At 76.1% G+C, this 11,696-nt stretch carries 11 protein-coding genes; 4 read left to right on the plus strand and 7 right to left on the minus strand.

Annotation, left to right across the window (positions count from 1 at the left end):
- Positions 1 to 165: 165 nt before the first annotated feature.
- Positions 166 to 2,283: a peptidase domain-containing ABC transporter gene (locus MPTA5024_RS37725; RefSeq protein ID WP_036333272.1), complete on the plus strand. Its 2,118-nt coding sequence runs from the start codon at positions 166 to 168 to the stop codon at positions 2,281 to 2,283.
- 13 nt (positions 2,284 to 2,296) lie between these two features.
- On the opposite strand, the gene MPTA5024_RS37730 is transcribed toward MPTA5024_RS37725, so the two are convergent.
- The 5 genes from MPTA5024_RS37730 to MPTA5024_RS44795 all read right to left on the minus strand — a co-directional run bounded on the left by MPTA5024_RS37730 (position 2,297) and on the right by MPTA5024_RS44795 (position 5,534).
- Positions 2,297 to 3,022, minus strand: a complete 726-nt coding sequence (locus MPTA5024_RS37730; protein ID WP_036333274.1) for a haloacid dehalogenase type II — start codon at positions 3,020 to 3,022, stop codon at positions 2,297 to 2,299.
- 123 nt (positions 3,023 to 3,145) lie between these two features.
- A complete protein-coding gene (locus MPTA5024_RS37735; protein WP_084370337.1) occupies positions 3,146 to 4,423 on the minus strand; it encodes a cytochrome P450 in 1,278 nt (425 codons plus the stop codon).
- A gap of 10 nt (positions 4,424 to 4,433) precedes the next feature.
- Positions 4,434 to 4,625 carry a ferredoxin gene (locus MPTA5024_RS37740; RefSeq protein ID WP_036333276.1) on the minus strand — a complete coding sequence of 64 codons (192 nt, stop codon included), beginning with the start codon at positions 4,623 to 4,625 and terminating at the stop codon, positions 4,434 to 4,436.
- A complete protein-coding gene (locus MPTA5024_RS37745; RefSeq protein WP_036333278.1) occupies positions 4,622 to 5,239 on the minus strand; it encodes a TetR/AcrR family transcriptional regulator in 618 nt (205 codons plus the stop codon). Before MPTA5024_RS37745 ends, MPTA5024_RS37740 begins: the two co-directional genes overlap by 4 nt.
- Positions 5,240 to 5,270: 31 nt before the next feature.
- Positions 5,271 to 5,534, minus strand: a complete 264-nt coding sequence (locus MPTA5024_RS44795; protein ID WP_442922131.1) for an FAD-dependent oxidoreductase — start codon at positions 5,532 to 5,534, stop codon at positions 5,271 to 5,273.
- On the opposite strand from MPTA5024_RS44795, the gene MPTA5024_RS37750 reads away from it, so the two are divergent.
- Entirely contained in the window at positions 5,437 to 5,670 is a 234-nt protein-coding gene (locus MPTA5024_RS37750; protein ID WP_232326824.1) for a hypothetical protein, read from the plus strand. The genes MPTA5024_RS44795 and MPTA5024_RS37750 overlap by 98 nt on opposite strands.
- Here MPTA5024_RS37750 and MPTA5024_RS37755 read toward each other — a convergent pair.
- Positions 5,667 to 6,323 carry a response regulator gene (locus tag MPTA5024_RS37755; protein ID WP_036333280.1) on the minus strand — a complete coding sequence of 219 codons (657 nt, stop codon included), beginning with the start codon at positions 6,321 to 6,323 and terminating at the stop codon, positions 5,667 to 5,669. The genes MPTA5024_RS37750 and MPTA5024_RS37755 overlap by 4 nt on opposite strands.
- Before the next feature lie 205 nt (positions 6,324 to 6,528).
- Complete coding sequence (locus MPTA5024_RS37760; protein WP_084370338.1) at positions 6,529 to 7,689, minus strand: sensor histidine kinase; 1,161 nt, start codon at positions 7,687 to 7,689, stop codon at positions 6,529 to 6,531.
- Positions 7,690 to 7,808: 119 nt separating this feature from the next.
- Between MPTA5024_RS37760 and MPTA5024_RS37765 the strand changes: the two genes are divergently transcribed.
- Together MPTA5024_RS37765 and MPTA5024_RS37770 are read left to right on the plus strand one after the other, a co-directional pair.
- Positions 7,809 to 8,882, plus strand: coding sequence for a DUF418 domain-containing protein (locus MPTA5024_RS37765; protein WP_084370339.1), 1,074 nt, complete (start codon positions 7,809 to 7,811; stop codon positions 8,880 to 8,882).
- Between the two features lie 249 nt (positions 8,883 to 9,131).
- Positions 9,132 to 11,696: non-ribosomal peptide synthetase (locus MPTA5024_RS37770; protein ID WP_157099958.1), on the plus strand; the 2,565-nt coding region annotated here is incomplete at its 3' end.

Raw genomic sequence — 11,696 nt, forward strand, 5'->3', positions numbered from 1 at the left:
CGTCGGCCCCGCCCAGTCGGAGGACGGCCTGCTGGCCGGGGTTGTCCTGGACCGCGCCCCCGCGGACCCGGACGACCCCGCCGCCCTGGCCGCGGCAGCCGACGCCGCCTACACCGCGTGGCTGGCCGGGCGCCGCGCCGCCGCGACCATCACCTGGCACTGGCTATGAGACGCCGTGTGCCGCTGCGGATGCAGCAGACCCAGACCGACTGCGGCGCCGCCTGCCTCGCGATGGTGCTCGGCGCCCTGGGCCGCCGTACGAGCATCGCCGAGGTCTGGCGTCACCTGCCCGAGAGCGCGGACGGGGCGACGCTGCGCGACCTCATCGGCGCCGCCACCGCGTTCGGCCTCCGGCTGCGGGCCTTCCGGCTCGCGCCCGACCAGGCCGAGGGGCTGCCCACGCCGTTCGTCGCCCATTGGGAGCAGAGCCACTTCGTGGTGGTCGAACGCGTCGATGCGCGGGGCGTGGTGGTGGCCGACCCGGCGTCCGGGCGGCTGCGCCTGTCCCGCGAGCGGTTCGCCGAGAGCTACAGCGGCACGGTGCTCGTGCCGGACGTCCCGGAGCGGCTCACCCCGCCCGAGCCCGGCCGCTCGTCGGCCAGGGCCGTGCTGTCGACGCTGGCGCGGGCGTTCACCGAGCGCCGGCTGATCCTCCAGGTCGTGGCGGCGACGGCGCTGGTCCAGCTGTTCGGCCTGGCCGTCCCGCTGTTCACCAAGCTCGTGGTGGACGGCGGCGCCCTCTCGCCGGGGGCGCTGGGCCTGGCGGCCGCAGTAGCCGTGGCCGCGCACCTGCTCGTCTCGCGTGTGCGATCGGTCCTGCTGATCCGGCTCCAGACCGGGGTGGCGGCGGCGCTCATGCGGCGGCTCGTCGGCCACGTCCTGGCCCTGCCGTACGGGTTCTTCCAGCGGCGCACGAGCGGCGACCTGCTCAGCCGGCTGAGCGCGGTATCCGGGATTCGCAACATGATCGCCGAGCGCTCGCTGGCCCTGCTGTTCGACCTGCTGACGGCGTTGTCGTACCTCGTCGCCCTCGCCGTCGCCGCGCCCGGCATCGCGGCCCTGACGGCCGCGGCCGCCGCGGCGCAGACGGCCGTGGTGGCGCTGTTCGCGGGCCGGTCGGTCCAGCTCGCGTACGCCGGGCTGCACGCCACCTCCGCCACCCAGACGAGCCTGGTGGAGAGCCTGTCCGGGATCGAGGCGCTCAAGGCGGCCGGCGCCGAGGACGGCGCGTTCGAGCGGTGGCAGGCCTGCCACCGGCGGGAGCTGGAGACGAGCGCCGAGCGGGACCGCACGGTCGTCACGATCCAGGCCGCCACCGAGGCGCTCCAGCTCGCGCTCGCGCTCGGCCTGCTCGTCGTCGTCCGCGCCCAGCTGCCGGGGTCGTCCAGCCTGGGCGACCTGCTGGCCCTCGCCGCGATGGCGGGCGCGGCGATCGCGCCGCTCTCGTCGCTGCTGGGCACGGTGCAGCAGATCCACCTCGCCTTCGCCCATCTGGACCGCGTGGCCGACCTGCTCGCCGCGGCCCCCGAGCCGTCCGGCGGCCTGCGGCCCGCGCTTCGCGGCGCGGTGGAGGTGCGGGGCGTGTCCGCGGGGTACGACCCGCGCTTCCCGGTGCTGCACGACGTCTCCCTGCGGATCCCGGCGGGGGCCCGGGTGGCCGTCGTGGGCGGGTCGGGGTCGGGCAAGACGACGCTCGGGCGGGTGCTGCTGGGGCTCGTCGAGCCGGCGAGGGGAGAGGTCCGCTTCGACGGGCTGCCCCTGCCGGACCTCGACCCGCGGCACCTGCGCCGCCAGGTCGGCGTGGTCACCCAGCAGCCGCACCTGTTCTCCGGCACCGTCCTGGACACGATCGCCTTCGGTGACCCCTCGGTCACGCCCGCCGTCGCCGAGGAGGCCGCCCGCCTCGCCGAGATCCACGACGAGATCCGCGCGATGCCGCTGGGGTACCGCACGCACATCGGGGAGAGCGGCGGCCGCCTGTCGGGCGGGCAGCGCCAGCGGCTCGCCCTCGCCCGCGCGCTGGCCCGCCGCCCGCGCGTCCTGCTGCTCGACGAGCCGACCTCGGCCCTCGACGCGCTCACCGAGGAGCGGATCCGGCTCAACCTGGCGGGCCTCGGGATCACGCAGATCGTGATCGCCCATCGCCTGTCCACCATCCGGGACGCTGACCTGATCGTCGTCCTTGAGGGCGGCCGGGTGGTGGAGACCGGCACGCACGACGAGCTGCTCTCGCACGGCCGCCGCTACGCCGGCCTGGTGTCGCTCCAGGCCACGCCGGGCTGACGGGGATCTGGGGTCAGCACCCCAGCTGGCGGGCGAGGTCCTGGAAGTCCCGCGCCACGGCGTCCCAGGGTTCGCCGGGCATGAGATCCGCGGTCTGCCCGGCGCCGTGCTCGGCCGGTCTCGGCACGAAGGCGGTGACGAGGCCGGCCGCCCGCGCGGCCCGCAGATCGTCGTTGTGGGCCGCCACCAGGCAGAGCTCCGGGGGACGCAGGCCCAGGACCTCGGCGGTCCGCAGATAGGCCTCGGGCCGCGGCTTGTACGCCTGGGCGACCTCCGCGCCGAGCACGGCGTCCCACGGGATCCCGGCCCGCTTCGCCATCGCCGTGAGCAGGGCGATGTTGCCGTTCGAGAGCGGCGCGACGGTGAAGCGCCGCTTGAGGCGCGTCACTCCCGCCACCGCCTCGGGCCAGGGGTCCAGACGGTGCCACGCCCGGTTCAGGTCGTCCAGCTCGGCCTCGCCGACGCGCCTGGGGTCGAGGCCGAGGCCGGCCAGGACGGCCTCCAGGTTCTCGCGGTGCAGGACGTCCAGCCGGGTGAAGGGACGGCGGCCCGACCGGCACTCCTCCATCGCGGGCTGGTAGCGCGCCCGCCAGGCGTCGGCGAAGGCGTGGGGGTCGACGTCGTGGCGTCCGTGACGGGCCAGGAAGGGCGCCGCCTCCCGGGCCACGCCCTCCCGCCAGTCGACCACCGTGCCGAACACGTCGAAGACCAGCGCCCTGACGCTGTCGAAGCGCGTCATCCCACGCCCCCCTGATCGCGAGATTGCGAAGCCCCCTCCAGCATGTCACCGCGGACGTACGACGAGGAGGCCGAGCCCACCGCCGGACGCCGGCCCGTCCGGGGGGCGTCCGGCGGCCGCGGGTCAGGCGGCGCCGATGCGGACGGGGAGCGTGCGCGGGCCGCGGACCTGGCCGGCCGACCAGGTGACCGCCGCCGGGTCGTCGAGGGTGAACTCGGGGATGCGCTCCAGCCACACCTCGAGGGCGATCCGCAGCTCCATGCGCGCCAGGTGGGAGCCGACGCAGCGGTGGATGCCGAGGCCGAACGCCACGTGCCGGTTGACCTCGCGGTCGATGACGACCTCGTCCGCCCGCTGGAACTGGGCCGGGTCGCGGTTGGCGGCCGGGAACGACAGCAGGATCCAGTCGTCGGCCTTCATGTCGACGCCGTTCCAGCGCATGTCGTCCTTCACCAGCCGGGCCATCGTCACCGGGGCGTAGACCCGCAGGAACTCCTCCATCGCGGTCGGCAGCAGCCCCGGCTCCGCGACCAGGCGCCCGCGGTCCTCGGGGGTCTTCGCGAGGTGCCACAGGGACGCCCCGATGGCGCTCCACGTGGTGTCGATGCCCGCGATGAGCAGCAGGGCCATCGTGCCGGCCACGTGCGAGGGGTCGAGCCTGCGGCCGTACAGCTCGGCGTTGACGAGGTACGTCGTCAGGTCGTCGCGGGGGTTGTCGACGTGGTCGCGGATCTGCGCGAGCAGGTAGTCGAACAACTTGTCCATCCGCTCGATGCGCTCGTCGGGCGGCCGGTTGACGCCTTCGAGGGAGTTCTCGATGAACTCGCGGAACTGCGGCCCGTCCTCCGGGGGGAAGCCCAGCATGTCGGCGATGACCCGCACCGGGATGTGCTGCGCGTACTCGCGGGCGGCGTCCACCAGGTCACGGCCCTGGAACGCGTCGATCAGCTCGTGGCACAGCGCCCGCGTGGCCGCCTCGCGCCGGGCCACCGCGCTCTTCGTGAACGCCGGGAGCAGGAGCTTGCGGGCGTCGTGGTGGAACGGCGGGTCGGAGGAGATCGGCGGAACTCCGCCCACCGGGGCGATGTCCCGCGGCGGCCGGAAGTTGCTCATCACGATCGACCGCGACGAGAACCGCTCGGTGTCGTACGCGATGGCCGCCACGTCCTCGTACCGCGTCGGCAGCCACCCGCCGCCGAACCGGTCGGTGTGCGCGATGGGGCAGCGCCGCCGCAGGTCGTCCTGGATGGGGTAGGGGTCGGCGGCCCACTCGGGCTCGAGGTGGGAGAAGTCGGTCGCCCAGTCGGCGACCGGGCCGGTGACGATCTCGTTGCGCGTTCCGGCCGGCGCCTCTCCCCGTGTCTCCCGGAAGTCCTTCGTGAACCGGTCGTCGACGGACATGCCACCCCTCCTAGAGGATCTCGATCGCTCGTTCGGGGCAGTTCGAGACCGCCAGGCGCGCCGCGTGCTCCTGGTCCTGCGGCACCGTGCCGTCGCCGGCGACCTGGCCGTAGCCCTCGTCGTCCTCACCGAACAGGCCGGGCGCGAGGTCGTAGCAGCGGCCGTGTCCCTGGCACCGCTGCGCGTCTATCCGTACTTTCACTGGGTTGCTCCCCTCTGGGCAGTGACGTCGGTGGGGGCGAGGGCGGCCACCACGCGGGTGAGCAGGGCGGACCACTGCGCGTCGTCCACGCCGTGCAGGCCGGGGGTGACGAGCGCGCTGCCCATCGCCAGCAGGAGGCAGAAATGGGCGAGCGCGTCCGGCGACAGGCCCGGGTCGATCTCGCCGCGGGCCTGCGCGCCGCGCACGAGGTCCGCGATCCATTCTGTGCGCCCGCCGAGGTAGTCGCGCATCGGCCGGGCCACGTCCTCGTCGCGGCGGGCCGCGACCAGCGCCTCGACGATGAGGTGGCCGTGGGCGTCGCGCGGGCGCGCCAGCTGCCGGCCGACCGTGAGCAGCAGGTCGGTGACCGGCCGGTCGGGAGCGGCCGCGAGCAGCGTGGCCAGCATGCGGGGGCCGTGCGCGCGCAGCGCCTCCACCAGCAGGCCGGCCTTGGACGGGAAGTGCGCGTACAGCGCGCCGTTGCTCACCCCAGCGGCCGCCGCGATGTCCGCCACCCGCGTGCCGTCGTAGCCGCGCTCGGCGAAGACGTCGGCGGCCGCGCGGAGCAGCCGCTCGCGCGTCTCGGCCGCGGTGACGCCCGCGATTCGGGCCATGGAGGAATTAAACGATCGTTCATTTCCCCGGTCAAGGCCTCCGTACGGCGCCCTTCTCCGGCGCCGGGCCGGACGACCGGAGGTACGTGCCGGCCCGGCGCGGCCGGTCCTCCACGGGGCCGTCCCCGGCGAGCGCGCGGACCAGCGCCCACGCGTCCTCCAGTGCCTGGCTGGCGCCCTGGGCCAGTGGGGGCGGGATGGTGTGCGCCGCGTCCCCCGCGAGGGTCGCCCGCCCCGGCCCCGGCGACGTGGGCGGCCGGATCCTCGCGGCCGGTGTTGTGGACGAGGTGGCGATGGACGTGGTGCCCGTGGTGTTCGGGTCGGGCAAACGCTACTTCGGCGGCGTCGACGGGCGGCATCTGCTGGAGGATCCCCACGTGGTCGTCCAGGGCGACCGGGTGCTGCACCTCATGTTCCAGGTACGCCGCTAAAGGGCGTCCGTGAGGCGGTTCTCCCAGGCCCAGGCGGCGATCTCGACCCTGTTGCGCACGCCGAGCTTGGCCTGGATGCCGGCCAGGTGGCTCTTCACCGTGCTCAGGGAGATGAACAGCTCGGCGGCGATCTCCTGGTTCGTCCGGCCGCGGGCGATGGCCCGCACGACCTCGGTCTCCCGTTCGGACAGCGGGCGCGCGGGCCGCCGGGCGGCCGGCGCGGCGGCCGCCGCCAGGTGGCGCAGCAGCCGCAGGGTGACCGACGGGGAGACCAGGGCGTCCCCGGCGTTCGCGGCCCGAACGGCCTCGACGAGCAGGACGGGGCCGGCGTCCTTCAGGATGAACCCCACCGCGCCGCCGCGCAGCGCGCCGTGCACGTACTCGTCGAGGTCGAACGTCGTGACCACGACCACCCGCAGCGGGTCGGCGACCCCGGGGCCGGCGAGGGCCCGGGTCACCTCGATGCCGTCGAGGCGCGGCATGCGGATGTCCACGAGGCACACGTCCGGCCGCAGCCGCCGTGCGAGGGCGACGGCCTCCGCGCCGTCGGCGGCCTCCCCGACCACCGTGATGTCCGGCTGGTCCTCCAGGATGAGCCGCAGCCCGCTGCGCACCATGGCCTGGTCGTCGGCGATCAGGACCTTGATCGTCATCCGATCCCCCCGACCGGCCCGCCCGTCGTCGCGGCCTGCCGCCGAGGGCCGCCGCTCCCCGCGTCCTGCCGTCGAGGGCCGCCGGTCACCGCGTCCTGCCGTCGAGGGCCGCCGGTCACCGCGTCCTGCCGTCGAGGGCCGCCGGTCACCGCGTCCTGCCGTCGAGGGCCGCCGGTCACCGCGTCCTGCCGTCGAGGGCCGCCGGTCACCGCGGCCTCCCCGCGGGAACGGGCAGGGTGGCCAGCACGGCCCATCCGGCGCCCGCCCGCGGCCCGGCGCGCAGCGTGCCGCCGAGGGCCTCGAGGCGCTCACGCATCCCCACCAGGCCGTACCCGCCCCGATGGGAGGGCCGGACCGGCCCCGGCGGGGCGTCGTCCACCACCTCGACGGTGACGACGTGCCCGTCCTGGGCGACCGTGACCGTGGCGGAACGGGCATGCCGGGCGTGCCGGGTGATGTTGGTCAGCGCCTCCTGCACCACGCGGTAGACGGTGCTCGTCACCTCGGGCGGCCACGCGGCCGTCCCCTCGCCGTCCGGCAGGCGCAGGCTCACCGCGGGCCCGCGGCCGTCGAAGTGGCCGTCGAAGCGCCTGACCAGCTCCCCGAGCCGCTCGGGCCCGGGAGTGGCCGGCGCCGCGTCCCCGGCGTCGCGCAGCAGCCCGACCACCCGCCGCATCGCGGTCAGCGCCTCCGAGCCCGCGGCCTCGATGCCGGCGAGCGACTCCTCCAGCTTCTCCGGCTGCCGCCGGGCGACGATCCGGGCGCCCTGGGCCTGCACCACGATGCCGGTGACGTGGTGGGCCACGACGTCGTGGAGCTCCCTGGCCAGCGCCAGCCGTTCGTCGCGGCGCACCCGCTCGGCGGCGGCGCGGCGGCGGGCGTCGAGCAGCCGCAGGCCCAGCCCGGCGGCGAGGGCCGCGAGCCAGGCCACGCCGTACAGCTTCGTCACCGGCGCGAGGTGGTCCGGCGGGGGGACGGCGGTGGCGGCGGCCACCGCGAGCCCCCCGGCCGCGACGGCGCAGGCGGCGAGGGGCCGCAGCACTCTGATCGCGCTGCCGAGGAGCACCGACAGGGCCAGCGTCATCGCGAGGCCGGGCTCGCCGGGCAGGTGCGCCGCCTTGGCGGCCGGGACGGCGACCGCAGCGACGGCCAGTCCCGCCACCGCCGCCCACCCCCGGTCACGCCGCCGGGCCAGCGCGATCACGCACACCACCAGTCCGGCGACGCAGTCGAACCGCCAGGCTCCGCCGCCCCAGCTGTGCGCGATCCGGTACGCCTGGACGGCGAGCGCCGCGGCGAAGACCGCGCCCAGCCCGGCGACCGCCGCCAGCCGGACGAGCCGGGCCGCCCACTCCCTCGCGTTCACAGGGCTCAGGCTACGAGAGCCCGGCCGCCCCCGGGACCGGCCGAAAGTACGATCCCCGGGGCGCGAACCCCCCTTCCGGCCGATGCCGCGACCCGGCCGCCGGCCCGCAGGCTTGGCCCATGTTCTCCGATCACCCCTCTCCGGGCCGGGCGGCGCCGCGGCCCGCCTCCCCGCCGTCAGAAGCTCCCGGACGGGAGGACCGGCTCCCGCCCCCGGCGCGGGAGCGCATCACCGCCCTCGACGTGATCCGCGGCTTCGCGCTCTGCGGGATCCTGGTGGTGAACGTCCAGCCGATCGCCCACGTCGGCGACGCCGCCGTGGTGGGCCCGGCGGGCGGCGGCCCGGGCGAGCAGGTGGTGGGCCTGCTCGTCGAGCAGCGCTTCTTCCCGATCTTCTCGCTGCTGTTCGGCGTGGGGTTCTCGCTGCTGCTGGAGTCCGCCGAGGCGCGCACGGGGCGCCCGAGGGTGGTGCTGCTGCGCCGGCTCCTGGTGCTGCTCGCGGTGGGCCTGGTCCACATGTTCGCGCTCTGGCGGGGCGACGTCCTCACCGTCTACGCGATCGTCGGCCTGGTGGTGCTGCTGCCCTCGACCTGGCTGCCGCGGTGGGCGGTGGCCGGCCTCGCCCCCGTCCTCCTGGCGGCCGGGCTGCTGGCGTTCGGCGGGGGGTTCGCCCTCGTCCCCGGGCTGTTCCTGCTGGGCTCGGCGCTGGTCCGGTACGGCGTGGCCGACCGGATCGAGCGGTCCCCACGGGTGCCGGCCGCCCTGGCCCTGGCGTTCGCGGCGGCGGCCGCGCCCGCCCTGTGGTGGCAGACGGGCACGCGGGTGACGGACCCGGAGTTCGGCCTCTCGATGGGCGTGGCCGGGCTGCTGATCGCCGGGGTGTACGTGTGCGGGCTGCCGGCGCTGCTCCACACCCCTGTCCGGCCGCTGCTGCGGGCCGTCTTCGCGCCCCTCGGCCGGATGGCGCTGACCAACTACCTCACGGCGACCGTGCTCGTCCTGGCCGTCGCGCGGGTGATCGGCGGCGTGCCGCAGAACTGGCCCGTCTCGACGGTGCTCGCGATCGCCGGCGCGATCCTCGCCGTCCAATGGGCGGTGTCCGCCGCCTGGCTGCGGCGGTACCGGTACGGCCCGCTGGAGTGGCTCTGGCGCTGGGCCACCTGGGGCCGCCGCCCGCCCCTGCGCATCCGATGACCGGGGATCTTTTGCGCCGATTGTGCTGCGGTGATAACCGGGGGAGAAGGGCCGGGAACTTATCCTGGGAGGGATCCGCCGTGCGGCCGCCGGGCACGTCGAGACCCGCGCCCGAGGCCGTTGCCCGGGCCACGGCGAGGAGGCGCGATCACGCGACCGTCCATCGGCACGGCGATCAGGCGCGAATCACGCGACCGCCCATGGGACCCGGCGACGGGGCGGCGGTCCGCGAGCGACCAAAGGGTGATCATGCCGGGGTGTGCATCGCGACCAGAGCGGATAGCCGGCGCTCCGGGCCGGCCGGCGGCCGGGCGGCTCCACCACGTCTTCGAAGCCGCCGGCGACCGGACGCCGCAGGCGACCGCGCTGGAATGCGACCAGGGCGCGTTCACCTACGCCGAGCTGGACGAACGCGCGAACCGGCTGGCGCACCTGCTGCGCGGGCGCGGGATCGGCGCCGGGTCGCGGGTCGCGATCGTGCTCCCGAGGTCGCTGGACACCTACGTGGCGTTGCTCGCGGTGGGCAAGGCGGGCGGCGCGTTCGTGCCGATCGATCCGGCGTCGCCGCCGGACCGCGTCGCCTACATCCTCCGTGACGCCGGCACGGACCTCGTGCTCACCGTCGCGGAGACGACGCCGGACGCGGCGGCGGGCGGGCGGCCGGTGCTCGACGTCGGCCGGTGCGGGGCCGCGCTGGCCGCCGCGCCGCCGACCCGCCCCCCTCCTGAGCCGCCCGGCGACGGCCGGGAGGACGATCCGGCCGCGTACGTGATGTACACCTCCGGGTCGAGCGGACGGCCCAAGGGCGTGGAGGTGGCCCAGTCGAGCATCCGCAACTTCCTCGACGTGGTGCCCGGGCTGTACGACGTCCGGCCCGACGACCGGGTGTACCAGGGCATGACGATCTCCTTCGACTTCTCGATCGAGGAGATCTGGCCGACGTGGGCGGTCGGCGCCACGCTCGTCGCCGGCCCGTCCGGCTCCCAGCGGCTCGGCGCCGAGCTGGCGGACTTCCTCGACGATCGGGGCGTCACGGTCCTGTACTGCGTGCCCACGCTGCTCGCGACGATCCCCCGGGACCTGCCCGCCGTACGGACCGTCCTGGTGGGGGGCGAGCCGTGCCCCGCGCCGCTGGTGGAGCGGTGGAGCCGGCCCGGGCGCCGCATCCTCAACACCTACGGGCCGACCGAGGCCACGGTCACCGCGACCTGGGCGGAGCTGCTGCCCGGCCGTCCGGTGACCATCGGCAGGCCGCTGCCGACGTACTCGGTGGTGCTGCTGGACGAGCGCCGCCGGCCCGTGCCGGACGGCGAGGTGGGGGAGATCTGCGTCGGCGGCCCCGGCGTGGCCCGGGGGTACGTCGGCCGCCCCGACCTGACCGCCGAGCGGTTCATCGACCATCCCCTGGCCGGGGGAGGCCGGCTGTACCGGACGGGCGATCTCGGCAGGACGACGGCGGACGGGGAGATCGAGTACCTGGGCCGCGCCGACGCCGAGGTCAAGGTCCGGGGACACCGGGTGGACCTTGGCGAGGTCGAGGGCGTGCTGATGGAGGAGCCGGGGGTCGCGGCGGCCGCGGCCGCGCTCGCGCCCGCCGGCGACGGCCGGCCCGCCGAGCTGGCCGCGTACGTGGTGCCCGCTCCAGAGCACGGGAACGGGCGGGACGGCGACGGGGCGGCGCTCGCCGGGCGGCTGCGCGACCGGCTGCGGCGCGCCCTGCCCGCGTACATGGTGCCGTCGTTCCTGGACGTCGTCGCGGCGCTGCCGGCCATGCCGAGCGGCAAGGTGGACCGCTCGCGGCTGCCGCCGCCGTCCGGGCGCCGGCTCCCGGGCTCGGGGCCCGCCGTCCCGCCGCGGGACGCGATCGAGGAGCGGGTGCGGGCGGCGTGGGCCGAGGAGTTCGGCGTCGAGCCGGCGTCGGTGTCGGTGGAGGCGGACTTCTTCACCGACCTCGGCGGCCACTCGCTCCTCGCGGCCCGCGTGGTGTCGCTGCTGCGCGTCCGGGACGTCGGAGCGCGCCTCGCCGTCCGCGACCTGTACGCCAACCCGACCGTGCGCCGCCTCGCCGCGCACCTGCGCGCGTGCACGCAGACGGCCGGGACGGCCGTCGTCCCCCGTCCCGAGCCCGTACGGCACGCGTCCCGGCGCGTGGCCGCCGCCGGCGCGGCCCAGGCCGCGGCGATCTACCTGCTGCTGCTCCTGGTCACGCTGCCGATGTCCTGCCTGCTGTACCGGTGGGTGGGCGACCGCGTTGGGAGGCCCACCGCGGGCGCGGCGCCCCATGACGGCCTTCTCGGCCCCGGTCTGCTGATCCCGGTCGTGCAGGCCGCCGTCGCCGGCTATCTCGGCGTCCGCTGGCTCCTGCCGGTCGTGGCGGCGCGGCCACTGGCGGCCGGCGTCCGGCCGGGACGTCACCCCCTGTGGGGCCTGACGTACCTGCGGCTGTGGACGCTGAACCTGCTGCTGTCGCTCAGCCCGCTGGGGGTGCTCAGCGGCTCCCCGATGATGGGCCCGTACCTGCGGCTGCTCGGCGCGCGGATCGGTTCGGGCACCACGATCGCCACCGCGGACATCGGCCCGCCCGCGCTGGTCCGCGTGGGGGAGGGCGCCTCAATCGGCTACCGGGCCTCGCTGCACGGCTGGCGGGTCGCGGACGGCTGGGTGATCGTCGCGCCGGTCGAGGTCGGGCCGCGCGCCTTCGTCGGGGCCGGCGCGGCCCTGGAGCCGGGCGCCCGCGTCGGGGCGGGGGCCGGGCTCGGGGACCAGTCGGCGCTCGGCCAGGGCGAGGCCGTGCCCGAGGGGGCGCGCTGGGCC

The organism is Microbispora sp. ATCC PTA-5024, assembly GCF_000511135.2.
GTDB classification, from domain to species: Bacteria; Actinomycetota; Actinomycetes; order Streptosporangiales; family Streptosporangiaceae; genus Microbispora; species Microbispora corallina.